The sequence below is a fragment of the Enterovibrio sp. QJM3NY_24 genome (assembly GCF_057786035.1).
This window is the reverse complement of the sequence record NZ_CM173519.1, coordinates 2,811,384-2,834,462: the sequence shown is the minus strand read 5'-3', so window position 1 is coordinate 2,834,462 and position 23,079 is coordinate 2,811,384. Positions and strand designations below refer to the sequence as shown.

Here is a 23,079-nt window from a genome sequence, read left to right as displayed (position 1 = left end):
TTCAGATTTATTGATGACTTTTCCGTGGTAGGTACAATGGAGACATGATGTCTTTAGGGTTATTTCAGTGACTCTTTTTAGGGAAGAAAAGCGATGCGATATTCACTCAAACAGCTAGCAGTATTTGACACTGTGGCAGATACTGGCAGTGTTAGTCAGGCCGCTGAAGTGCTGTCTCTGACACAGTCGGCAACCAGTATGTCACTGGCACAATTAGAAAAAATGCTTGGCAGGCCTTTGTTTGAACGTAAGGGGAAAAGGTTACTCCTTACGCACTGGGGAAGTTGGTTGAGACCTAAAGCTAAACGTCTTTTAAGAGACGCTCAACACATTGAAATGGGGTTTTATGACCAGCATTTACTGAGTGGTGAAATACGTTTAGGCGCGAGCCAAACCCCCGCCGAGCACTTAGTTCCCGACCTTATCAGTATTATTGATAATGACTTCCCAGAAATTCGAATTGCACTTAGCGTTCACAGCACCAGTTCTGTAATTTCTGGCGTACTCGACTACCGCTATGACTTGGGTATTATTGAAGGACGATGTGATGATAATCGCCTTCATCAAGAATCTTTCTGTACAGATCACCTCAAAATCGTCGCTTCTGCTCATCACCCTTTTTCACGTTATGAGCGCGTTAGTATTGCGCAATTAGAACAAGCGAAATGGGTATTGCGAGAGCATGGTTCAGGTACGCGAACTGCGTTTGAAAGTGCAATCTCCAATCACATCGCAGATTTGGATGTTTGGCGGGAATACGAACATGTCCCCGTCATTCGAAGCCTTGTCGCGAATGGCTCTTATTTAACCTGTCTGCCGTATCTAGATGTGGATCGTTACATTGAAAACGGTAAGTTGGTTGCACTGAATGTGCCTGAACTCGATATTTCACGCTCATTGTCGTTTGTTTGGCGAGCAGACATGGCTGAAAACCCGTTAGTTGATTGTTTCAAGCGGGAAGGAATAAGAATGATGAAGCGTCACCCAATGGCGATGTGATATAAAAAAACGCGTTGTATTGCGACAACGCGTTTTTGTTATGTAGATACCAAACGTGTTATGCGCTGACTTTAGTCACATCGATATGCAGCTTCAGTTTTTGTCCTGGCTTGATATAAGCGCTCTTTTTCAGAGCGTTCCACTTAACAAGATCCGTCACTGACACGCCATAGCGTGAAGCAATACTGCTCAATGAATCACCTTCGCGGATTTTGTAAAAAATAGTGCGGATACGTGCTCCATCTTCCCCTTTCTTCCAAACCACCAGGTCTTGGCCGATACGTAATGGATCTTTCGGGCTCATGCCATTCCAACGTGCGAGTTCTCCGTGAGAGACATCATGCTTACGCGATATGGTCCAAAAGCTGTCACCTCTGGCAACGGTGTGTGTGAGTTTGTAATCTCCGCGTTTTTTACTGGTCATTTTGGCTAGACGTTGCGGTGCGCTTAGGGAGTATTGGCTTTCGTCTTGAAGTGCGACAGGGATTATAAGGTGTTGTCCAACACGAATACTGGTTCCTTTAATGCTGTTGGCACGTTGTATCAATTTTACTGTTGTATTGTGACGCAGTGCGACCAGACCTAAAGAATCACCACTTTTAACTTTGTAACGGGTAACTTTGATACCTTGGTTATTATTCTCTGCTAGCTGAGCATTAAAGCGAGCTATGTTTTCTTTTGGCAACAGAATATGAGTCACACCATCAGGCGCTGTAGCCCAATGGTTGTATGCAGGGTTTAAGCTCTGAAGTTCAGAAAGAGACAGTCCCGCATAATTCGCAGCAAGGGCTAAATCCATTTGAACGTTAGGCTCTGCCAATTCAACCACTGGTTTGTTGGCAACCTCAGGTATAGACAGGCCGTATTTGTCTTTGTTTTTAATCACGTCAGCGACAGCAATCAGCTTAGGAACATATCCTCGGGTTTCTTTCGGTAGCGACAGTGACCAAAAATCAGTCGGCAGGCCTTTGGCTTTATTGTTTCTAATTGCGCGAAATACTCGCCCTTCGCCGGTGTTGTATGCCGCTAGTGCGTGTAGCCAATCACCATCAAATTTTTTGTGAAGATATTCCAATAAATCTAACGCAGCGTCAGTCGATGCGACCACATCTCGACGACCGTCATACCACCAGTTTTGCTCTAGTCCAAATCGACGACCTGTATCCGGCACAAATTGCCACAAACCTGCCGCACGACCATGTGAGTATGCAAACTGATCGAATGAGCTTTCCACGACTGGAAGCAAAGCAATCTCGAGCGGGATTCCGCGCTCTTCGACTTTTTCTGTGATGAGGTGGAGGAAAGGTTCTGCGCGTTTAGCGACTGTTTGTAGATGCAGAGGGTTTTTCAAATACCAGTTGCGGTAATATTGCACCCGCTTGTTTTCTGGTACGGGCATTTCCAACTGCATGGTAATCCGATCCCAGACATCCTCCTGACTTTGCGGGGTGATGACAGGTGTTACGACCACCGCTTCAACCTGAGTGTTTTCAGCTTTCTCGTTGGTCAGCAACGCTTCCTGCTGTTCTGGCGTATTAGTCGTTGTCGCGACGTCATCTTGCCCAGTCAATTGGCATCCTGCGAGGAACATCGATCCCACTAATACATAACGGAACTTCATTAATAACCTAACCTTTCAAAAATTGGCCGATGATAGTAATCGGCCTTCAATACTGCTTACAAGCGACTTGCGTCAAAATTCATCTTTCCAGCGTCTGAGCGCCGCAAACGTTTCTGTTTCTGATCTATCCGTTGCACGATGTTGAACTGCCGATTTTATTGAGGCTTGGTCAACGCGCAAAAATGGATTGATATTTTTTTCTTTTCCAATCGTTGATGGCAACGTGATCTTGTTGTTAGATCTCAACACATCAACGCTCAAAGAATAATCCTTAAGCGCAGTATTGCTGGGTTCAACGGCTTGAGCAAATTTTAGGTTTGATTGTGTGTATTCGTGCGCGCAGAACACCAATGTATCGTCAGGCAGAGACGACAGGAGTGATAACGACTTGTGCATCTGAGCCGGGCTGCCCTCGAACAATCGGCCACAACCGCCTGAAAAGAGAGTGTCACCGCAAAACAGCATATCCTCAGAATAATAGACAATATGATCAAGGGTATGCCCTGGCACTTCGCGCACAACGAACTCACTACCGAAAAGGGTAAATGTTGATTTGTCCTTCAGGGGGTGAGTAACTTGAGGGAAGCGAGCGGTCGCTGGGCCATAAACCGTGGTGTTCGGGTAATGCGATGTGAGCTCAGGCACACCACCAACATGATCGTCATGGTGGTGGGTAATCAATATTGCGTCTAAGATAAGGCCGTGGTTCTCTAAGAACGCAAAAACGGGCGTGGCATCTCCTGGGTCGACAACAACACAATGATTGTCATCATTTTTTATCAGCCAGATGTAATTGTCATTTAATGCGGGTATGCTTGATACAGATAGCATTTAAACTCTCCAGCTATAACTCAAATACACTATGAAACCAGCACGCAGTCAACGTCCACTGGAATACCCTTATACATGGGATCAATTCGCTCATGGCGAGTGGGCGTGCTCACACATACAGACACGGCTGGATGAATGGCTCCCTCGCTTCTTCGGCTATCACATGCTCAAACTGGGTGGCTTAAGCATCGAATTAACCAGTGGGCATTGTAACATTCATCATCAGGTCTGCATTGATAAGTTAAATCCTCTGCGAAATGTTGAATCTGAAAGTTACGAATTGCCTTTTGTTGATAAAGCTTTCGATGTTTGCATTCTCGCCAATCAACTCGATTATTCGGATGATCCTCACCGGCTTCTACGCGAAATCGATAGGGTAATGATAGATGATGGCTATTTAGTCATATCGGGAGTGAATCCTAGCAGTTTGATGGGGATCGGCCGCATAATACCGTGGCGGAAGAATCAACTGCCGTGGAATGGGCGAATGTTTTCTCCGCTTCGAGTGCGAGATTGGTTAGGGCTGCTGAATTATGAGCTGGTCGAAATGTCCTGTTTCGGGCTTATTCCGGTTACAAAGCATCGTACCTGCGGGGTTTGGTTTGAAAATGCATGCTCTGGGTTGTTGCCAGCGATGGGGTCGCTGTATTTCATCGTGGCGCGAAAACGCACTTACCCTTTAAAACTGATAAAAGCAAAGTTGAAACTAAAGAAGCAACTATCGCCAGTGGGTATCAATTACCGAACTGGCGGCGCGTAAGACGCTATTCGCTAGGTTGATAGCCTGTGTCCGGGCCTGTTGGGTTCTCTGCCCCCGTTCTTGCTAGTTCATCACAACGTTCATTTTCTGGGTGCCCAGTATGGCCTTTCACCCATTGCCAATCAATCGTATGACGTTGTGCTTCCAAGTCCAATTTCTGCCAAAGGTCAGCATTTTTCACTGGTTTTTTATCGGCTGTTTTCCATCCGCGCTTTTTCCAGTTATGTATCCATTGTGTAATGCCCTGACGAACGTATTGGCTGTCGGTGGTGAGTACCACCGTGCAGTGCTCTTTCAGACTGGCTAGCCCCACGATGGCAGCGAGCAACTCCATGCGGTTATTGGTGGTGAGGTCAAAGCCTTCACTTAGTTCTTTTTCGTGCTGTTTGTAGCGTAAAACGACCCCATAACCACCCGGTCCGGATTACCGAGACAAGAACCATCCGTGAAAATTTCTACCTGCTTGACCATATTTGTTAGTATCTACTTAAATTAATCAATAAGTCTGACACAAGTGACGTCATGAAAGCCAGTTACGACAGAATAATCGTTCTCGATACAGAAACCACGGGTATGAACCGTGAAGGTGGCCCTGTTTATGAAGGGCACAAAATCATTGAAATTGGCGCCGTGGAAATCGTTAACCGTAAGTTAACGGGGAGACATTTCCACGTCTACATCAAACCCGATCGTCAAATAGATCCTGAGGCAATTTCTGTCCACGGTATTACTGATGAATTTCTGGTTGATAAGCCTGACTATGCAAAAATCCATCAAGACTTTCTTGAGTTCATTAAAGGCGCCGAATTGGTAGCACACAATGCGCCCTTTGATGTCAGCTTTATGGACAACGAATTCCAGACATTAAACCCCAAAATTGGCAAAACCACGGACTACTGTAAGGTTACGGATACCCTTGCCATGGCAAGGAAAATCTTCCCTGGGAAACGCAATAACCTTGATGTGCTTTGTGATCGTTATGGCATAGACAACTCACACCGAACGCTGCACGGCGCATTGTTGGATGCTGAGATCCTTGCTGACGTTTATTTGCTGATGACAGGCGGCCAGACAACCTTGGCATTCAGTGGAAGAGACTCAAATGATCAAGATGCCAATGGCGAATCCATTCGACGTGTCGAAGCCGGTACGAAAAAGCTAAAGATCATCCATGCATCTGCCGATGAACTAAAAGAACATGAAGCGCAGCTAGACGTTATTGCGAAAAACGGTAGTTGTCTCTGGCGGTGACAGGAGAAGGTATGAAAACTGGGTGGATTGGCGTGCTGCTTGCGCTGTTGACGGTATTTAACGTCGCAGCGGAACAGACATCTGATCGTGATATTCGTTTGCTCAACAACCGTTTTCGGATCGACTCCACCATCACTCAGGTCGCCTTTGTTATCTATCGGCAGAATCCAAGTCAACCTGTTGTGCTGGTTCAGCCTGATGGCACTAAGTTATATGCGTGGAGACATCCAGACAGTGTCTCTTGGCATCAAGAATCAGATATGGATATTGTGTCTGTTCTTAACCCGATGCCCGGCCCTTGGCAGGCCATTGGAAAAGTCACGCCCGAGAACAAGATCCGCATACTTTCCGAACTCAGCATGAAAGTAGACACTTTCCCTAGTCGGCTCTATCAGGGAGAAACCCTCAAATTTACTGCCCGTCTGATGCAAGCAAATGAACCCCTAAATCTGCGGGATTTCCTTGATCGTGTTGAGTTGACGGTCACCTTTACTGAATACATAGAAAGCGTTGATGACATTCCGGTTGACCAACGTCCTCAGGAAATGTCTCTTGGACTATTTGTGGATGACGGATCAGGACTTGATGAAACCGCGGGTGATGGCATTTTCACGGTTGAATTGCCCGTTAACGCGCCTCCAGGGAAATACCGTGCTCGGGTGACATCGGGCAATGGCGTGTTCTTCCGTACCCTTGAACAAGAAGTGCTTGTTTATCCAACACCGCTGATGGCTACTTTTACGCAAAGTCGTAAAAAAGCCCTGCCACATCATTTGCTGGTGGAATCTGACAGCGCCAGCATTGAAACGGGCACCATCGCAGCGCACGCTGAATTTACGGATACCAACGGTAAACTTTCGGTTTATCAAGGCGTATCAAATAAGGATTACACCGCGCTGAATGTTGAGATAGATAACTTTGGCGAACCTGGAAGACACAAATGGTTTGCTTGGCTTTACGGAACGGACAAATTATCAGGGCGTCCTCTTGTCTTCCATTTACCAGAGCAGACTTTTGCGGTAGCGGATTATGAAGCGATAGAGCAGGCGAAGCTTGAGCGCGAAGAGCGTGAGGCTGAGCGTGCGCGTATCGAAGAAGAAAAACGCCAAGCCATACAGCGTGAAGAAGACCGCAAGATGGCGATGATCACCATCATTGGCGGCAATATTTTGCTGTTGATACTGGCGATATTGACGTGGTTCATCATTCGTAAGATTAAAGCCAAGAAGCTAGCCGCCGAAACGGAAGAAGAGTTAGAAGCGCCGCCACCTGAAGAGCCTGACAAAGCAGCGTAGTAAGGTGAGTGTTCTGCGTTAGTCACACAGCTAGCGACAACGGTTAACTGCAGATACGACACGTTGAGGGGGGACAAAAAAAAGGAGAAGCGAGGCTTCTCCTTTTTGGCTTTTGCTTGTGTGGCAGGTTATGCCGCGTGAGTCACTTTATCTAATGCTTTGCTTGCAGCTGCAAGTTCATCAGACTCAAAATCATCGACGTTGATGGTTTCCAATCGACCTTCTTCTGCGATGCGCAGAATATCAGCTTCTTTTTCAGTGATAACACCTTCACTCAAACCCACATCCGCCACTTTATCCAAGAACATGAACGGTAGTTTTTTACCGGTTGCGTCACAGACCTTTTTGTAAACAGGTTCGGCCGCCAAGATATCGAGGAGCGCTTTCTCAATCTTACCGACGGGATTGTGCTCTGAGGCTTCAAGGAACTGACCACGACCGATACGGCTTCGTGTGTCGCATGGTGTTTGCAGGATTTGAGCAACTTTACCATCGAGCTTGTCACTTGGTTTGGTGCGACGTGTACCAAATGGGAACAACAAGACACGCAGTGGTGCAGCTATCCAACGGCTTGGGAAGTTTGCTAGAAACTCGATGAGCGCTTCTTCGGTTTGGTACAGAGCGTCTTGCATACCCCAATGAACCAAAGGAAGGTCGGCTTTTTGGTAGCCTTCATCGGCATAACGCTTCATGGTAGACGATGCCATGTAGAGCTGGCTCAATACATCTCCTAGGCGTGCAGAAAGGCGCTCTTTGCGCTTGAGGTTTCCGCCCAGTACTGCCATCGAAATATCGGCTAGAAGCGCGAGGTTTGACGCATAGCGGTTCATTTGCTGATAGTAACGAGCCGTTTCGTCTTTACGTGGTGCTTTCGAGGTACGACCGTCAGTCAGGCCTAACCATACTGAACGAACTAGATTGCTGATCACAAAGCCCACGTGCCCAAACAAAGCTTGGTCAAATGCAGTGAGTGCTTCACGTTCGTTTTCATTGTATGCCGCTTCCATTTCCGTCAAGACGAAAGGATGGCAGCGGATTGCGCCTTGACCGAAGATGATCATTGAGCGCGTTAGAATATTGGCACCTTCAACGGTAATCGCAATCGGCGAGCCTTGGTAGCCGCGAGCCAAGAAGTTCTTTGGCCCTAAACAGATACCTTTTCCGCCCACAATATCCATGGCATCAATCACGGCACGTTGGCCGCGGTGAGTACAATGGTATTTCACAATGGCCGAAATGACGGAGGGCTTCTCACCCAAATCAATACCCGTCACGGTTAGCGCACTGGCTGCATCCATGACGTAAGCATTACCGCCGATACGTGCTAAAGGCTCTTCAATCCCTTCCATTTTACCGATAGGTAATTTGAATTGACGACGGATACGTGCATACGCGCCTGTTGCCAATGCAACGGATTTAAGGCCACCTGTCGAGTTTGAAGGCAGCGTAATGCCACGACCCACTGACAGACATTCAACCAGCATGCGCCAGCCTTGTCCTGCCATATCAGGACCACCAATGATGAAGCTCAATGGGACAAAAATGTTGTTACCGCGCGTTGGACCATTTTGGAACGGCAGGTTCAGTGGGAAATGGCGGCGACCAATTTCCACACCGTCAATATCGGTCGGGATGAGCGCACAGGTAATACCTAGATCTTCTTTGTCGCCGAGTAAGCTATCAGGGTCTTTCAGTTTAAATGCCAGACCAAGAACGGTGGCAACAGGTGCAAGGGTGATATAGCGCTTGTTCCAAGTAATTGACATACCCAGAACTTCTTCGCCTTGCCACATGCCTTTAGTGATGAAACCTTCATCAGGAATCGAGCCTGCGTCAGACCCTGCTTCTGGGCTAGTCAGTGCAAAGCACGGGATTTCCAGGCCTTTTGCTAAGCGTGGAAGGTAGTAGTCTTTTTGATCGCCAGTACCGTAGTGTTGCAGCAACTCACCAGGACCGAGGCTGTTTGGTACGCCAACCGTTGAAGACAGTACGCTAGAAACGCCAGTCAGCTTTTGCAGCACTAAAGACTGCGCATAGGCGGAGAATTCCAGGCCGCCATATTCTTTTTTAATGATCATGGCGAAGAACTTGTGATCTTTCAGGAATTGCCAAACATCTTCAGGAAGATCAGCAAGCTCGTGTGTCACTTGGTAGTCATTCACCATTCGGCACACTTCGTTCACGGGGCCATCAAGAAAGGCTCGTTCTTCCGCACTCAGACGCGGTGCTGGGATATCGTGTAACTTATTCCAATCAGGGGCGCCTCGGAAAAGATCGGCTTCCCACCATACCGTGCCTGCATCAATCGCTTCTTTTTCGGTTTGTGACATTTCAGGCATCACGCCTTTAAACATCTTAAGTGCAGGTTTGCTTAGCCAACTTTCGCGGAAAGAACGCACGTTTAGGGGGATTGCCACGGCAAAGAAAACTAGCCAACTAAGCTGGCCAATATTGCCCATTAGAGATCCAACGATTAACAAACTCGCGGCTGCAGCGGTGAACATCTTCAGTCCTGCGCGGTGATACGCCAAAAGCGCCAGTACTGCTAGGAACGTTGTAAGGTACAGGGTTGTTGCCATGTCAGGTTCTCCTTCTCCATCAACCCAATCTTTAAATGGTAAGAGGTCATACCACTTAATTGTAAGCAGGTTTTTAATGGAATGTAAAATGATGACCGGCAAAAATGTGCACAATGCTTCACACTGAGAGACAATTAAACGCCGTGCAATTATTAGGCATCTGTTTTTATGAAGTAATCAGAAGGTGAGCCTGATTATCGACAGCTTCTGGCTTTTACAGGTACACTGCTTCGATAGGCCGGCGGCTTGCTCCGCAAACAGTCAACAATCAATAAAGAGAATTGCCCATGTACCAAGATCTGATTCGCTCCGAGCTCAATGAAGCAGCTCACGTGCTAAATGCGTTTCTTAGTGACGACAAAAATATTGGTGATATTGAAGCGGCGGCAACTTTGCTGGCAGATTCATTCAAAGCCGGCGGAAAAGTGTTGTCATGTGGTAACGGTGGCTCGCACTGTGACGCGATGCACTTTGCTGAAGAGTTGACCGGTCGTTACCGTGAAAATCGCCCAGGCTATCCTGCGATTGCGATTTCTGACCCAAGCCATATTTCTTGTGTGAGTAACGATTTTGGCTACGAATTTGTTTTTTCACGCTACCTAGAAGCTGTTGGTTCGAAGGGTGATGTGCTGTTTGGTCTATCGACGTCTGGTAATTCAGGTAACATCCTGAAAGCGATTGAAGCTGCAAAAACCAAAGGCATGAAAACCATTATGCTAACGGGTAAAGACGGCGGCAAAATGGCGGGTTTGGCGGACATTGAAATCCGCGTCCCTCACTTTGGTTATGCTGATCGTATCCAAGAAGTACATATCAAGATTATTCATATCTTGATCCAGTTAGTTGAAAAAGAAATGGAAAAATAATCCAAGGAAAGCGTGACGGAATATGTGTGAACTTCTTGGTATGAGTGCCAATGTACCTACCGATATATGTTTTAGTTTTACGGGTCTAATTCAGCGAGGGGGCAATACTGGCCCTCATCGTGATGGCTGGGGTATCGTCTTTTATGAAGGCAAAGGCTTTCGTACGTTTAAAGATCCCAACCCAAGCTGTAATTCGAAGATTGCTGAGTTGGTGCAGAGTTATCCGATCAAAAGCTGTGCGGTGATTAGTCATATTCGTCAAGCTAACCGTGGTGATGTGAATTTGGTGAACACTCACCCATTTACTCGCGAAATCTGGGGTAGTTATTGGACCTACGCGCACAATGGGCAGCTGACAGGATATGAAGATTTACCGACAGGCCATTTCAAACCTGTTGGTGAAACGGACAGTGAAAAGGCATTTTGTTGGCTGCTGTGTGAGATCGAAAAGCACTATTCGGACAAGCCTGAAGACATGACGGAAGTGTTTCGCTTTATCGCGAGCCGTTGTGACACACTCCGTGAACTGGGGGTATTCAACATGCTGTTCAGTGATGGTGATTATGTCATGGCGTATTGCACCAATAATCTGCACTCGATAACGCGCCGCGCTCCATTTGGCAAAGCCAGTTTAATTGACGAAGAAGTGACGGTGGATTTTCAGCAAGAAACCACGCCGAATGATGTCGTCACAGTGATCGCCACTCAACCACTGACCAACAATGAAACCTGGCATAAAATGCAGCCGGGTGAATATTGTGTGTTTCATTTGGGTGAGGTGATTACCTGTAATCAGGCAGAAATCGCGCAGAAGATGAGTGCAGTACAAAACGCTTAGGGAACTTTGATAGAAAACCTGAGATATAAAAAAACGCGCCACTGAATGGGCGCGTTTTTTGTTCGCTAATTTTCGCTGAGCACGGCGTTATTGAATAATAAAATAGCTTCAGTTACTCAAACGCATAGCCATGCAGGCCGAGCGTTGCACTGTCTAACACGGCATTACCTTCGGTCATTTCAAGCCTACCTTGGCAGAACCATTCAATGACAAGAGGGTAGATGCGATGCTCTTGCTCTTGAATACGAGCAAAGACATTGTCTGCATTGTCGTCTTCAAAGATAGGTACACGCGCCTGAAGAATAACAGGGCCACCATCTAGTTCTTCGGTAACAAAGTGTACTGACGTGCCATGTTCGGTATCGCCTGCATCAATCGCGCGCTGGTGGGTATTTAACCCCGGGTATTTGGGTAACAGTGAAGGGTGGATGTTTAACATCTTGCCTTCATAGTGACGAACAAACGCCGGTGTCAAAATACGCATAAAGCCCGCAAGTACGATTAAATCAGGCGCGTACTCATCAATGGTCGCCATTAACTGGTTGTCGTATTGACTGCGATCAGTCATGCCTTTACTGGCAACCACGACTGCATCAATACCCGCATCCGTTGCGCGTGTTAGCCCATAGACCTCTTCTTTGTTCGCAATCACCGCCGCGATATGCATGTCATTTCTGTCATGACAGCGATCGATAATTGCTTGAAGGTTAGAACCATTCCCTGAAACCAGAACAACCAGCTTTTTCATGGTTACCCCTTGATCTCTACCTGTTCTTCACCAGCGGCAGCGTTTTCAATGTTGCCTAACAACCACGCGTTTTCGCCTTCTTGATTCAGAATATCGATCGCTTGTTGAGCTTGTTCTGCCGGTAGAGCAACAATCAGGCCTACACCACAGTTGAAGGTGCGGTACATTTCATGATCCGTTACGTTGCCGTTTTCTTGTAGCCACGTGAAGATCGCTGGCCATTCCCAGCTGTTGCCGTCGATAACTGCTTTAGTGCCTTGCGGCAATACGCGAGGGATATTTTCCCAGAAACCACCACCGGTGATGTGAGAAATCGCATGCGCATCGCAGGTTTCCAACATCTTCAAAACAGGCTTCACATAAATGCGGGTAGGCTCTAGCAGATGCTCACCTAGCGTTTTACCGTCCAGTTCTGCATTGACATCGGCGTTAGACACTTCGATGATTTTGCGAACCAAGCTGTAACCGTTTGAGTGAGGGCCTGATGAAGCGATAGCAATGATGGCATCGCCAGCGCTGACTTTCGTCCCATCAATAATGTCTTCTTTTTCCACAACGCCGACGCAGAAACCTGCCACGTCGTAATCTTCACCTTCGTACATACCTGGCATTTCAGCGGTTTCACCACCGATCAGTGCACAGCCTGATTGCAAGCAACCTTCACCAATACCCGTAACAACACTTGCTGCGGTATCAATATCCAGCTTACCTGTTGCGTAATAATCAAGGAAAAATAGCGGTTCTGCACCTTGAACAATCAGGTCGTTGACACACATCGCGACCAGATCAATACCAATAGTGTCGTGTTTTTTCAGATCCATCGCTAGGCGAAGTTTGGTGCCTACACCGTCAGTACCTGATACCAGTACCGGATGTTTGTATTTCGTAGGCAGTTCACAAAGTGCGCCGAAGCCACCGATACCACCCATCACTTCAGGACGACGAGTGCGCTTAACTACGCCTTTGATTCTGTCGACCAGGGCGTTGCCTGCATCGATATCTACACCTGCATCTTTGTAGCTTAGAGAAGACTTATTATCGCTCACTGGGGATCCTTACCGAGTTGTGGACTTAAAAGCCGCGCCATTTTAACAGCGACATTCTAAAAAGGAAAACGTTTGCGTAAGGCAAATTGCAGCAAAAAACCGCAACTGGTTGTATGTAACTATTCCACCCATTTTTCTTGTGTATAATGCGGGGAATTTGTTTTTTTCAGGAGTCTGTCATGAAAGTCGTTGAGGTTAAGCACCCACTGGTTAAGCATAAAATCGGTTTGATGCGTGAAGGTGATATCAGCACCAAGCGTTTCCGTGAATTAGCGACCGAAGTTGGCAGCCTGCTAACGTACGAAGCAACATCAGATTTCGAAACGGAAAAAGTCACTATTGAAGGCTGGAACGGCCCGGTTGAAGTTGACCAGATCAAAGGTAAGAAAGTGACGGTTGTGCCAATCCTGCGTGCAGGTCTGGGCATGATGGACGGCGTATTGGAGCACATTCCAAGTGCACGCATCAGTGTTGTTGGTATTTACCGCGATGAAGAAACGCTAGAGCCTGTGCCTTACTTCCACAAGCTCGCAAGCAACATTGAAGAGCGTATGGCGCTGGTGGTTGACCCAATGTTAGCAACCGGTGGTTCAATGATCGCGACGATCGATCTGCTGAAAGAAAATGGTTGTGACAACATCAAAGTATTGGTTCTGGTTGCGGCACCTGAAGGTCTTGATGCCTTGGAAAAAGCGCACCCAGACGTTGAACTGTACACCGCTGCAATCGATGAAAAGCTGAATGACAAAGGCTACATCGTTCCTGGCTTGGGTGATGCAGGCGACAAGATTTTCGGTACTAAGTAATCGTGCGGTAATCGTGCGAATGTAATCGAAAGCGGAAACGCGATATGTGAAAAAGGCTTCCCGAGGGAAGCCTTTTTTTGTGCTTAGTGAAATGCGCTCAGAGGCTTAGTCTTCCATCTGTGCATTATCAACAACGTGGGTTTCACCCATGTCATGCGGCAGAATAAGGTTCAGCAAGATAGCGACGATACCGCAAAGGCTGATGCCTTGTAGGCTGAATTCACCAATACCAAATGCCATGCCACCGATACCAAATACCAGCGTGACCGCCACAATGGTCAGATTACGGGCTTTGTGCAAATCGACCTGATTTTTGATCAAGGTGTTAAGGCCGACAGTGGCAATTGAGCCAAACAGCAAGATCATGATGCCGCCCATGACAGGAACTGGAATAGTTTGCAGCACTGCGCCCAATTTACCGACAAATGCCAAGATAATGGCGGTAACTGCTGCCCACGTCATGATGGCTGGGTTGAATGCACGTGTCAGCATGACCGCGCCAGTCACTTCACTGTAGGTAGTATTTGGTGGAGCGCCAAACATGGATGCGGCTATAGTTGCCACACCATCGCCCGCCATGGTGCGGTGCAGGCCTGGTTTTTTCAGGTAGTCTTTACCGGTGACATTCGATATTGCCAGCATGTCACCCACATGTTCAACGGCAGGGGCAATGGCAACAGGGATCATGAACAGAATCGCGTTAATGTTAAATGCAGGCGCGGTAAAGGCAGGCATGGCGAGCCAAGCGGCGTTCAGTACCGGTGAAAAGTCGACCACGCCAAAGAATAATGCTGTCACATAGCCTGAAATAATACCGGCCAAAATAGGCACTAGCCTGAAGAAGCCTTTGGCGAATACAGACATCGCGATGGTCGTTGCCAGTGAAATACCTGAAATCCAAAGCGCGACTGACCCATCAACTAACTGAAATGCGCCGTCACCTGATTTCCCCAGTGCCATATTGACGGCTGCTGGGGCTAAACCAAGGCCAATGACCATGATCACGGGGCCAACCACTACAGGTGGAAGTAGTTTGTGGATAAAGCCAACACCTCTGACTTTAATGATGCCACCCATGATGACATAAACCACCCCAGCTACCATTAGGCCGCCCATGGTGGCAGGAATACCCCAAGTTTGAACGCCAAACATGATAGGTGCGATGAAAGCAAAAGAGGACGCGAGGAAAATGGGGACGGAGCGTTTTGTCACGAGTTGGAAAAGCAGAGTGCCGACACCAGCACCAAACAACGCGACGTTAGGGTCTAGTCCGGTGAGTAGCGGAACCAGTACTAACGCGCCGAAGGCTACAAATAACATTTGTGCTCCGAGTAAGAATTGCATCATGACGCTCCTTCCTGAAATAAAAAAATCGGCGGATACTATCATGAAGAGTAAGGGCACTGCAGCATCACTCGTCATCTTGTCGACGAGTTGCACCTCTTGTTGCTAACTTTTTGCTCAGTATGCGGTCAATGAATATGTGCGAGGTATTGAGCCCATCGTCGGTGGTTTGGGTATATCACTCAAATTCGGTGTTTTGCCATTGCTGACAGTGTGGCTTCAATTTATGATCAACGTTTAAAAATCGAGTTATCTGGCAAATATATGTTACGGATCTTCTTTTTCGTTTTAGCGTTAGCGTTTGGGCAAACCAGCGCAATGGCCGCGTCTCTATTCAGTACAGAAGTGGTGCTGGATGATAGCGACAGAGCAACGGAGCAAGCTGCAAAACAAAAAGCGTTTGTTGATGTGCTGGTACGCACGTCGGGCGAATCTGCGTTAGGTGACAATGCTGTTATTCAAAAAGCGCTGTCGTCTGTGAATCAATACATTACTCAGTTGGGTTATGGCGAGTCAGAGGGATTGCGCACATTGGTGCTGGCATTTGATGATGCCAAAATTCGTACCTTACTGACACAGGCGCAGGCTCCTTACTGGGGCTTACCGCGTCCAGAAGTCTTGTTCTGGTTGGTGGAAGACAATGCGTCGCAGCGTAACGTGGTGTGGGAACAGTCGGGCTCTGCGCTTATTGATACCCTAAAAGCGGAAGGTGAGCGCCGTGGTTTACCTGTGCTTATGCCTGTGGGTGACTTTGATGATGTGGTCGCGGTGTCTATTCCAGATCTGTGGGGTGGCTTTGCGGCGCCTATTTCACAAGCCAGTGCGCGTTATAACCCAACTGGCGTAGCTGTGGTGAAAGTGCGCGATAATCGCCTGAGCTGGCAGCTGTTCCCAAATGCTGCAAGCATTGGCAATGATGCGCCGATAGAAGGTCAGGCTGCGGGTGCACCTGCACAGGCTTTTGCAAAAATGATCGACGATATCTCGGATTATTATGCTGATCGTTTGGCGATTAACTTGGGTGTGGCAGATAGCAGTGCCAAAGCGCTGCGAATCTCAGGCTTAAATGATGCTGAAGATTTCTTCGTGGTTGAACGTACCCTCAAAGGGCTTAACTCTGTTGCAGCGCTCCGTTTGGAGTCAATCGAGGAAGGGACGGCAACGTTCCGTATCAGCTTGTTGGCGAATGAAGAGATCTTTCATAATGAGATGATGACAGATCGTCGCTTACGTCGTGTTGAGGTTTTGCCTGAACCGTCAGTGATTCCTGCACCTACACAGCCTGCAAGTATCGAGTCGGGTGAGATGATCGATGGCGTAGTTGTTCCGTCACTGGTTGTTCCTGATGCTGTTGTGCCAGTAACGCCAGCAATCACTTATCAGTGGATTGGCTAGCGGAGTCGTTAAACTAAGCGAAAAAAAAGCAGATGATTAGTCATCTGCTTTTTTTATGTCTATTTGATTGCTAAGCACAATTACTTCTCAAATCGCGCCTTTTCCTCGCGTTCAACTTGAGACAGCTTTTTCAGACCCAATCCTAATTCTTGTCCTTTGCGTTTGGCGAAATAAATGTTGCTGACAAATGAAATAGACGTCAGAAGCAACTCCACCAATGCTAGCCAGCGCTCACCTTGATCGACCCAAAGAATCGTTAATGCGTGGATGAAGTAAAACATCAAAATGAAGTTTGCCCACGCATGGGTGTAGGGTTTACCCGTGAGAATACCTTTCAATGGCAAAAGCAAAGGCAATAGCCACGCAATGGTTACACCATAGGGGTTCACGTGCACATGCGGCGATAACACGCCGTGCCAAAGGGCAACCCAGGCAAACAAACCGAGATAGGAAGAAAGTGCAGTCGCCCTGAGGCGAGAGGTAGAAGAGAACAACGGATAACTCCTTTTATCAATGTTGCAGCTTGGTGGCGATATCGGCTAATCGCTTACCTGCTGCCATGGCGAGTGCTTTTTCATCACTGTCGGGTTGACGACGACCTTCGCCCGTCACGTGAGATGGGCCGTAGGGTGAACCACCGCCTGATGTCGTGTGCAAGGCAGGTTCTGAATGCGGGAGACCCACAATGATCATGCCGTGATGCAGCAATGGCAACATCATTGATTGAAGTGTGGTTTCTTGTCCACCGTGAAGCATTGAACCTGAACTGAACACGATGGCAGGTTTGCCAATCAAGGTGCCTGCTAGCCATGCTTTGCTGGTGCTGTCGATAAAGTACTTCAGTGGCGCAGCCATATTGCCAAAACGCACGGGGCTCCCCAGTGCCAACCCATCACAAGCCGTCAGATCATCAAGGGTGACAAATGGGTCTTCAGGTTCAGTCCGTATCGGATTTTCACCCGCAATAGCTAGCTCTGGCACGGTGCGTAGTCTCGCGACAGCGCCCGTTGACTCGATGCCTCGGGCAATGAGACGCGCAAGCTTTTTTGTTCCGCCATGGCGGCTGTAGTAGAGCACCAATATGTCAGTCATTAGAGGATATCAAGCACGCTTTCAGGTGGACGTCCCATTGCGGCTTTGCCATTAGCAACCACGATTGGGCGCTCAATCAGTTTCGGGTTAGCTGCCATCGCAACGATTAACTGCTCGTCGGTCACGGAAGCATCGCCTAAATGGAGTTCTTTATAGATATCGTCCTTGGTGCGCATCATTTGGCGCGGAGAGTCAAAACCTAGCTGAGACAGCAGAGTTTTGATGGTTTCAATTGAAGGTGGTGTATCCAAATACGCCACAATCTCAGGTTCAATGCCTCGCTCGGTAAGAAGCGCAAGTGTTTGACGGCTCTTTGAGCAGCGAGAGTTGTGATAAATGGTGACTGACATGAAAGCTCCTTTTTACTGCGTTCGTCGTCGCAATGTTTATTGTTATTATCTTAATGTTAGCGCTGAAGTGCAGCATATCGGGCTTCTTCAACCCTAAGCTGGTCAATACGTGCATCGTAGCGAGCTTGATCAAGACTGCCAAGATCGACGAGCTGGCTAGCTTGTGTGTAATTGTTAATGGCTTTGTGCCAGCGTCCTTGTAACGCGTATAACTCGCCTTGCGCAGCTAGAGCGCCATGACGTATTCCTTGATTGTCATACGCTTCTTGAAGCAGCGACCAGCCATTGATGTCATTGGGGTAGCGATGGGTATATTGCATGAGCCCAGACGTGGCTTGTTTATATTTTTCCGCTTTCACCAACACGTAATCCCGATTCAATAACAAAACAGGATTATTGGGTTGGCTTTCCAATGCGGTGTTAAGGCGTTTCAATGCTTGGTCAAAATGTTTCTGGCTAACATCAAGGTCGGTCATTGCATCGAGGAAAAAGCGGTTGTTTGGCTGCGCTTTATAAAGTGGCGTCAGCAGCGCCCCTGCTTTGTCAAATTGGCGGCTATCGATATAGACCAGCGCCTTGCCGTAATTTAATGATTGCGCTTGTGCGGGTGAGGCTTTTTTCAAATCACGATTAAAACCATCTAACGCGGCGCTTGCATCGATACCGGCATACCTTGCAATAACACGCGATCGTGCCAGTTGATATTCCGGCGAATAAGGGACCGTTTTTTGCGGATACTGTTGTGCCCGTTCACGAGAATCCGTGATACGCGCATCTGGCATTGGGTGCGTGAGCAGAAACTGAGGTGGTTTTGACGCAAAGCGATATTGATCAGACAAACGTGTGAAGAATCGCGGCATGGCATTTACGTCGAACCCAGATCGAGAAAGGGTTTCGATACCGACGCGGTCCGCTTCTTTTTCATTGCTTCGCGTGTAATTGATTCGGCTTTGAATGGATGCTGCTGTCGTGGCTTGTGCTGCCGCGATACCCGCTTGCGGTGCCGCGATCGCGAGCATGAGTGATCCAACGAGGGCTGCCATGGTGAGCGGTGTTTGTCTTGCTTGCTCTTCCATCGCGCGAGCAAGGTGGCGTTGGGTTAAGTGTGCGATTTCGTGAGCGACAACCGAGGCTAATTCACTTTCGCTTTGAGCGTGAAGAAACAGACCCGTATGCAAAGCAACATGACCACCAAAGAATGCGAATGCATTAATGTCACGATTGCGAATTAGAATGAATTCAAACGGTGTTTTCACATCATTCGCATTTGCAACTAATGTCGCACCGAGCGATGAAATATACTCCGAAAGAAGAGGGTCGGTAACGATCGGTTGGCTACCACGCAACATGCGCATGTAGGCATTACCGTATTCTATCTCTTTCTCGACCGATAAAGTGCCTGCCGCTACGGTGCCAATATCCGGCAGTTCGCTGTAGCTTGTTGCCATAACAGGTGAAGACAGCGAGAGAGATGCGACAAGCAGGCTAGTCGTCATTTTTTTGAACAGCTGCATAACTGACGTGAGTGCCTCCAGCACGCGGAAAGGTAAGAATGCGATATCTTAGAAGTAGACACCAAACCTATTGAGAGGTTCTGTATTGTTTACCCAAATTACCCCAATATCACTATTACCCAAACTACTTCTCCGCGCCGTTTGAGTATACAATGCGGTCGATAATAGCGATCAGTGAGAAAGAATGGAAATTCAATCCCTTGATTTGCGTGAGCAACGTTGTCCTATGGCGTTGCTTATGGCCAAAAGAGCCTGTGCAACGTTGGGGCAGGGAGAGCAAATAGCGCTATATGTATCGGACAGCGGTGCATTGAAAGACATTCCTCGCTACTTGAACAGTAATGGGTTTGATTTCGAACAGCAGATTGTTCATGGAGTGACGGTGTTTTGCGTCACCAAACTTTAAACGGGAATTTACATGCTAGAAATGCTTAACCGCTGGTACCAAAGACGATTTTCTGACCCCCATGCGGTCAGCCTGATCGCTTTGCTTGTTGTGGGCTTTGTTGTCATTTACTTCTTTGGCAATTTGTTAGCGCCGCTGCTGGTGGCTATTGTATTGGCGTATTTATTGGAATGGCCTGTGTCAAAGATGGTGTCATTTGGCTTGCCTCGTGTTGCCTCTGTCATTCTGGTACTAACAATTTTTGTTGGCTTGATGCTATTGGCCTGTTTCGGTCTGGTGCCTACCATTTGGACGCAGGTGATCAATCTGATTGCCGATATTCCTACCATGTTCAACGATTTACAGAATTACATTTCCCACTTGCCGGAAGCCTACCCAGACGTTATCCAGCCACAGATGGTCAAAGCTTTCATTGATACGTTGCAAAGTCGCGTGCTTGGCTTAGGGGAAACGGCAGTGAAAGGCTCATTGGCATCACTAGTGAGTTTAGCAACGTTGGCGGTATATCTGATTCTGGTGCCATTATTGCTGTTTTTCTTGCTCAAAGACCGAGATCAAATGCTGGCGTCATTCAGCACGGTGCTGCCGCGAAATCGTCGCCTGACCAATCGTGTTGGGACAGAGATGAACGAGCAGATTTCCAATTATATTCGTGGCAAGGTGACAGAAATAATCATTGTTGGCATCGCCAGCTACATTACCTTTTCGCTATTAGATTTGCGTTACGCCGCGTTGCTGAGCGTGGCAACAGGATTGTCAGTGTTGATCCCCTATATCGGTGCTGCAGCGGTTACGCTACCGATTTTCATGGTGGCCTTGTTCCAATGGGGGATCAGCCCCGAACTCGGGTATTTGATGCTTGCCTACGGCATTATTCAAGCCCTTGATGGCAATGTGCTGGTGCCGGTTTTGTTTTCTGAAGCGGTAAACCTGCATCCTGTCGCCATTATTGTGGCTGTTTTGGTGTTCGGTGGTCTTTGGGGGTTCTGGGGGGTGTTTTTTGCGATCCCTCTGGCCACATTGGTTAAGGCTGTATGGAATGCATTGCCATCGAATGATCTTGAAGATGATGCAGTGGAAGAATCTTCCAACTAAAATGATCCATAATGGTTAGAGCAAGGTAACAAGTAGAGACCTTTAAGGGTCTCTTCTTGTTTACGCAGTTAAACATTAATAACAATTAAAATGAGAGTTTCGATCTTGATGGGTAATGAGCGTTCAGGGTTGGCGACGACAAAAGCGCCGTTTAAAGTCGGTATTGTCGGAGGCGGCGTTGCAGGTGCGACTGCGGCACTAAAAATGGCAGGGTTGGGCATTGAAACGCTTTTGATTGAAGCGGGAAAGAGCTTGGTCAGTGGTCCGCCGATTTGCCATTTACATGCCGGCGGTAATCTATATCGTGAGATTTCCGAAGCGCAGTGTATCGCCTTATTGGAGCAATCTATTGCGACAGTACGGGCGTATCCTCACTCTGTGAATCGTCGCCCTACCGTTATTGCTATCCCAACGACAGATGCAGGAGAGCCAGATGCCATTTTGAGCCGTCTTGCACTGCTTACTGAACATTACCGTACGCTTATTGAAAGTGACCCAAACAACGCTGTTTTGGGGAAGCCTGACCAATATTTCACGCTCTACGAGAAAGAGGATCTGGTACGTTTGGCGCAGCGCCCATTGCCAGAAACCCCTCAAACGCCAGATGACTGGTTGATCCCCGTGGCGAAGTTTATGCCACATGACAAATTCAAGTTTCCTTTGGTTGTAGTGCAAGAATATGGACTCAGTGTGTTTCGTATGGCTGCGACTGCTGATCTTGGTTTAGCGCAATCGCCCAATTGCCAAGTACACCTTAACCAAAAAGTGACAGGTCTTGATAAGTCGCAAGACAGTTGGACGATTCGAACGCAGGATGCCGATGGCAATGCATTGGCTCATCAGGTCGATTTTGTGATCAATGCTTGTGGCTTTCGTACTGGTGTATTGGACGACCTAGTATCGCTTCCGCGCCAGCGCTGGGTGGAATACAAAGCTGCCTATGTGGCGCACTGGCCATCGCAGCCGGGTATGTGGCCAGAGGTCATCGTGCACGGCGAACGTGGCACACCGCAGGGTATGGCGCAACTGACACCCTACGCACAAGGGTTTATTCAATTGCACGGCATGAGCCAAGACATCACGTTGTTTGAAGGTGGTTTGGTGTCGAGCACTGCTGAGTCAGCACAGCCCAATTTGCCAGAGCATATGGTGGTGAAAGCCGATGGTGGCTGGGAGTGGGGCGAAATTCGTCAACGAACAGAACGCGCTATTTCCCATTTCAGTCAATGGCTGCCTGATTTTGAACATGCAGAAGTGGGTGGCAAACCGCTTTGTGGCGCTCAGCAGATACCGGGTAACGACCCTAGTTTGCGCGCCGCAGATGCAACATTTGAGGGTGAGCGTTACGCGCGGGTCGAGCTAGTCAAAGCCTCGTCGGCGCTTCAGGCTGCAGACCGTATTCTTGCTCATTGTGAAGCTAAGGGCTGGGTTTCATTGCCCGTCGGTTGGCAAACGCCGTCTTTGATACTCACAGCCTCGCTGCAACAAGATGCGATTGTAGAGAAAGCTAAATTGATTGCGCGAAATCGCGAGTTTCCTGATGCGCTAGCGCTTCCTTTTCCTGCTGAGCAATCAATTTTTCAGCGGTCATGAGAGAGTAAGCGACAAGCTATGATAGAAAAGAGAAAGCCGACGATTGTCGGCTTTCTCTTTTCTATCAGTTGGTAACACAGCGTTTGGTGTTATTCGCCTTTGAGATAACCAATGACGACGTCGTGGTGATCTTTAGTTTTGAATTTGTTGAACACGTGCTCAACGTTACCGTCTTCACCAATCAAGAAACTCAGGCGATGGATGCCATCATATTCACGACCCATGAATTTTTTCGGTCCCCAAACACCAAAGGCATCGGCCACCGCGTGGTCTTCGTCACTGAGTAGCGTAAAGTTAAGCGCTTTCTTATCTTCAAACCCTTTCAGTTTTTTAACGGGATCTGGACTGATTCCCAACACCACCGTGTTGAGTGCCTCTAACTCGCTTTTGCTGTCACGCAGTGAACAGGCCTGAGTAATGCAACCTGGCGTCATCGCTTTTGGGTAGAAATACACCAGTACCTTATTTTTACCTTTGAACTGGCTTAGCGATACGGTGTTTCCATTTTGGTCTTGCAGCGAAAAATCCGGTGCAGCTACACCCGCGGTTAACGTTTGCATGTGTCTTCCTTTTTCATGTTTATCATTCGTGGCTCATTGATCGACAATGCCAGTCAATGCCTGATCGTTACGATGCATATTGGCATGGAA

The 23,079-nt window shown here is 47.9% G+C and carries 22 protein-coding genes and 1 pseudogene; 11 read left to right on the top strand and 12 right to left on the bottom strand.

What is annotated here, in order from left to right; all coding sequences use genetic code 11:
* Positions 1 to 93 precede the first annotated feature (93 nt).
* Positions 94 to 999, top strand: coding sequence for a LysR substrate-binding domain-containing protein (locus tag AC3CIC_RS12535; RefSeq protein ID WP_488514775.1), 906 nt, complete (start codon positions 94 to 96; stop codon positions 997 to 999).
* 58 nt (positions 1,000 to 1,057) lie between these two features.
* On the opposite strand, the gene AC3CIC_RS12530 is transcribed toward AC3CIC_RS12535, so the two are convergent.
* Positions 1,058 to 2,620: a lytic transglycosylase gene (locus AC3CIC_RS12530; protein WP_488514774.1), complete on the bottom strand. Its 1,563-nt coding sequence runs from the start codon at positions 2,618 to 2,620 to the stop codon at positions 1,058 to 1,060.
* Between the two features lie 72 nt (positions 2,621 to 2,692).
* Positions 2,693 to 3,451 carry a hydroxyacylglutathione hydrolase gene (gene gloB, locus AC3CIC_RS12525; RefSeq protein WP_488514773.1) on the bottom strand — a complete coding sequence of 253 codons (759 nt, stop codon included), beginning with the start codon at positions 3,449 to 3,451 and terminating at the stop codon, positions 2,693 to 2,695.
* A gap of 31 nt (positions 3,452 to 3,482) precedes the next feature.
* Between gloB and AC3CIC_RS12520 the strand changes: the two genes are divergently transcribed.
* Positions 3,483 to 4,211, top strand: coding sequence for a methyltransferase domain-containing protein (locus tag AC3CIC_RS12520; protein WP_026023991.1), 729 nt, complete (start codon positions 3,483 to 3,485; stop codon positions 4,209 to 4,211).
* Between the two features lie 4 nt (positions 4,212 to 4,215).
* On the opposite strand, the pseudogene rnhA reads toward AC3CIC_RS12520, so the two are convergent.
* A pseudogene (gene rnhA, locus AC3CIC_RS12515) lies at positions 4,216 to 4,682 on the bottom strand (ribonuclease HI).
* A 51-nt stretch (positions 4,683 to 4,733) separates the two neighbouring features.
* On the opposite strand from rnhA, the gene dnaQ reads away from it, so the two are divergent.
* Positions 4,734 to 5,462, top strand: a complete 729-nt coding sequence (gene dnaQ / locus AC3CIC_RS12510; protein WP_016960042.1) for a DNA polymerase III subunit epsilon — start codon at positions 4,734 to 4,736, stop codon at positions 5,460 to 5,462.
* Between the two features lie 11 nt (positions 5,463 to 5,473).
* Positions 5,474 to 6,757 (top strand): TIGR03503 family protein, encoded by a 1,284-nt coding sequence (locus AC3CIC_RS12505; RefSeq protein ID WP_016960043.1) that lies wholly within the window; start codon positions 5,474 to 5,476, stop codon positions 6,755 to 6,757.
* A 128-nt stretch (positions 6,758 to 6,885) separates the two neighbouring features.
* On the opposite strand, the gene fadE is transcribed toward AC3CIC_RS12505, so the two are convergent.
* Entirely contained in the window at positions 6,886 to 9,336 is a 2,451-nt protein-coding gene (fadE, locus tag AC3CIC_RS12500; protein ID WP_016960044.1) for an acyl-CoA dehydrogenase FadE, read from the bottom strand.
* Positions 9,337 to 9,623: 287 nt separating this feature from the next.
* Between fadE and lpcA the strand changes: the two genes are divergently transcribed.
* The gene (lpcA, locus tag AC3CIC_RS12495; RefSeq protein ID WP_488514772.1) at positions 9,624 to 10,202 is read left to right on the top strand and encodes a D-sedoheptulose 7-phosphate isomerase; all 579 of its coding nucleotides are present in this window, start codon (positions 9,624 to 9,626) and stop codon (positions 10,200 to 10,202) included.
* A 22-nt stretch (positions 10,203 to 10,224) separates the two neighbouring features.
* Positions 10,225 to 11,040 (top strand): class II glutamine amidotransferase, encoded by an 816-nt coding sequence (locus AC3CIC_RS12490; protein ID WP_488514771.1) that lies wholly within the window; start codon positions 10,225 to 10,227, stop codon positions 11,038 to 11,040.
* Between the two features lie 112 nt (positions 11,041 to 11,152).
* Here AC3CIC_RS12490 and purN read toward each other — a convergent pair whose 3' ends face one another.
* On the bottom strand, positions 11,153 to 11,788 hold the full coding sequence (gene purN, locus AC3CIC_RS12485) for a phosphoribosylglycinamide formyltransferase (protein WP_488514770.1): 636 nt from the start codon (positions 11,786 to 11,788) through the stop codon (positions 11,153 to 11,155).
* 2 nt (positions 11,789 to 11,790) lie between these two features.
* Positions 11,791 to 12,834, bottom strand: coding sequence for a phosphoribosylformylglycinamidine cyclo-ligase (gene purM / locus AC3CIC_RS12480; protein ID WP_016960048.1), 1,044 nt, complete (start codon positions 12,832 to 12,834; stop codon positions 11,791 to 11,793).
* Between the two features lie 179 nt (positions 12,835 to 13,013).
* On the opposite strand from purM, the gene upp reads away from it, so the two are divergent.
* Positions 13,014 to 13,640 carry a uracil phosphoribosyltransferase gene (upp, locus tag AC3CIC_RS12475; protein ID WP_016960049.1) on the top strand — a complete coding sequence of 209 codons (627 nt, stop codon included), beginning with the start codon at positions 13,014 to 13,016 and terminating at the stop codon, positions 13,638 to 13,640.
* Positions 13,641 to 13,745: 105 nt separating this feature from the next.
* Here upp and AC3CIC_RS12470 read toward each other — a convergent pair whose 3' ends face one another.
* On the bottom strand, positions 13,746 to 14,987 hold the full coding sequence (locus AC3CIC_RS12470) for a uracil-xanthine permease family protein (RefSeq protein WP_026023989.1): 1,242 nt from the start codon (positions 14,985 to 14,987) through the stop codon (positions 13,746 to 13,748).
* Positions 14,988 to 15,197: 210 nt separating this feature from the next.
* Between AC3CIC_RS12470 and AC3CIC_RS12465 the strand changes: the two genes are divergently transcribed.
* Positions 15,198 to 16,379, top strand: a complete 1,182-nt coding sequence (locus AC3CIC_RS12465; RefSeq protein WP_488514769.1) for a DUF2066 domain-containing protein — start codon at positions 15,198 to 15,200, stop codon at positions 16,377 to 16,379.
* 80 nt (positions 16,380 to 16,459) lie between these two features.
* On the opposite strand, the gene AC3CIC_RS12460 is transcribed toward AC3CIC_RS12465, so the two are convergent.
* Genes AC3CIC_RS12460 through bepA form a run of 4 tightly spaced genes read right to left on the bottom strand, consistent with a single transcriptional unit; the run spans position 16,460 to position 19,335 of the window.
* A complete protein-coding gene (locus tag AC3CIC_RS12460; RefSeq protein ID WP_488514768.1) occupies positions 16,460 to 16,873 on the bottom strand; it encodes a DUF2069 domain-containing protein in 414 nt (137 codons plus the stop codon).
* Positions 16,874 to 16,889: 16 nt separating this feature from the next.
* Complete coding sequence (wrbA, locus tag AC3CIC_RS12455) at positions 16,890 to 17,471, bottom strand: NAD(P)H:quinone oxidoreductase (RefSeq protein WP_488514767.1); 582 nt, start codon at positions 17,469 to 17,471, stop codon at positions 16,890 to 16,892.
* Positions 17,471 to 17,821, bottom strand: a complete 351-nt coding sequence (gene arsC / locus AC3CIC_RS12450; RefSeq protein WP_394210814.1) for an arsenate reductase (glutaredoxin) — start codon at positions 17,819 to 17,821, stop codon at positions 17,471 to 17,473. The genes wrbA and arsC overlap by 1 nt, the downstream gene beginning before the upstream one ends.
* 56 nt (positions 17,822 to 17,877) lie before the next feature.
* The gene (gene bepA, locus AC3CIC_RS12445; protein ID WP_488514766.1) at positions 17,878 to 19,335 is read right to left on the bottom strand and encodes a beta-barrel assembly-enhancing protease; all 1,458 of its coding nucleotides are present in this window, start codon (positions 19,333 to 19,335) and stop codon (positions 17,878 to 17,880) included.
* Between the two features lie 184 nt (positions 19,336 to 19,519).
* On the opposite strand from bepA, the gene AC3CIC_RS12440 reads away from it, so the two are divergent.
* The 3 genes from AC3CIC_RS12440 to AC3CIC_RS12430 all read left to right on the top strand — a co-directional run bounded on the left by AC3CIC_RS12440 (position 19,520) and on the right by AC3CIC_RS12430 (position 22,429).
* A complete protein-coding gene (locus tag AC3CIC_RS12440; RefSeq protein WP_016960056.1) occupies positions 19,520 to 19,741 on the top strand; it encodes a sulfurtransferase TusA family protein in 222 nt (73 codons plus the stop codon).
* 12 nt (positions 19,742 to 19,753) lie between these two features.
* Positions 19,754 to 20,836, top strand: coding sequence for an AI-2E family transporter (locus tag AC3CIC_RS12435; RefSeq protein ID WP_016960057.1), 1,083 nt, complete (start codon positions 19,754 to 19,756; stop codon positions 20,834 to 20,836).
* Positions 20,837 to 20,944: 108 nt separating this feature from the next.
* Positions 20,945 to 22,429 (top strand): FAD-dependent oxidoreductase, encoded by a 1,485-nt coding sequence (locus AC3CIC_RS12430; RefSeq protein WP_488515911.1) that lies wholly within the window; start codon positions 20,945 to 20,947, stop codon positions 22,427 to 22,429.
* Between the two features lie 89 nt (positions 22,430 to 22,518).
* Here AC3CIC_RS12430 and bcp read toward each other — a convergent pair whose 3' ends face one another.
* Complete coding sequence (bcp, locus tag AC3CIC_RS12425; protein ID WP_488514765.1) at positions 22,519 to 22,989, bottom strand: thioredoxin-dependent thiol peroxidase; 471 nt, start codon at positions 22,987 to 22,989, stop codon at positions 22,519 to 22,521.
* Positions 22,990 to 23,079: the final 90 nt, after the last annotated feature.

Bases quoted from the DNA above. Each gene is read 5' to 3' on its own strand.
- AC3CIC_RS12520 (WP_026023991.1), top strand. From the start codon at position 3,483: ATGAAACCAGCACGCAGTCAACGTCCACTGGAATACCCTTATACATGG.
- AC3CIC_RS12435 (WP_016960057.1), top strand. From the start codon at position 19,754: ATGCTAGAAATGCTTAACCGCTGGTACCAAAGACGATTTTCTGACCCC.
- AC3CIC_RS12505 (WP_016960043.1), top strand. From the start codon at position 5,474: ATGAAAACTGGGTGGATTGGCGTGCTGCTTGCGCTGTTGACGGTATTT.
- arsC (WP_394210814.1), bottom strand. From the start codon at position 17,821: ATGTCAGTCACCATTTATCACAACTCTCGCTGCTCAAAGAGCCGTCAA.
- lpcA (WP_488514772.1), top strand. From the start codon at position 9,624: ATGTACCAAGATCTGATTCGCTCCGAGCTCAATGAAGCAGCTCACGTG.
- purN (WP_488514770.1), bottom strand. From the start codon at position 11,788: ATGAAAAAGCTGGTTGTTCTGGTTTCAGGGAATGGTTCTAACCTTCAA.
- AC3CIC_RS12490 (WP_488514771.1), top strand. From the start codon at position 10,225: ATGTGTGAACTTCTTGGTATGAGTGCCAATGTACCTACCGATATATGT.
- fadE (WP_016960044.1), bottom strand. From the start codon at position 9,336: ATGGCAACAACCCTGTACCTTACAACGTTCCTAGCAGTACTGGCGCTT.
- bcp (WP_488514765.1), bottom strand. From the start codon at position 22,989: ATGCAAACGTTAACCGCGGGTGTAGCTGCACCGGATTTTTCGCTGCAA.
- AC3CIC_RS12430 (WP_488515911.1), top strand. From the start codon at position 20,945: ATGGGTAATGAGCGTTCAGGGTTGGCGACGACAAAAGCGCCGTTTAAA.
- upp (WP_016960049.1), top strand. From the start codon at position 13,014: ATGAAAGTCGTTGAGGTTAAGCACCCACTGGTTAAGCATAAAATCGGT.
- wrbA (WP_488514767.1), bottom strand. From the start codon at position 17,471: ATGACTGACATATTGGTGCTCTACTACAGCCGCCATGGCGGAACAAAA.
- AC3CIC_RS12470 (WP_026023989.1), bottom strand. From the start codon at position 14,987: ATGATGCAATTCTTACTCGGAGCACAAATGTTATTTGTAGCCTTCGGC.
- bepA (WP_488514766.1), bottom strand. From the start codon at position 19,335: ATGCAGCTGTTCAAAAAAATGACGACTAGCCTGCTTGTCGCATCTCTC.
- AC3CIC_RS12535 (WP_488514775.1), top strand. From the start codon at position 94: ATGCGATATTCACTCAAACAGCTAGCAGTATTTGACACTGTGGCAGAT.
- dnaQ (WP_016960042.1), top strand. From the start codon at position 4,734: ATGAAAGCCAGTTACGACAGAATAATCGTTCTCGATACAGAAACCACG.
- AC3CIC_RS12530 (WP_488514774.1), bottom strand. From the start codon at position 2,620: ATGAAGTTCCGTTATGTATTAGTGGGATCGATGTTCCTCGCAGGATGC.
- AC3CIC_RS12440 (WP_016960056.1), top strand. From the start codon at position 19,520: ATGGAAATTCAATCCCTTGATTTGCGTGAGCAACGTTGTCCTATGGCG.
- gloB (WP_488514773.1), bottom strand. From the start codon at position 3,451: ATGCTATCTGTATCAAGCATACCCGCATTAAATGACAATTACATCTGG.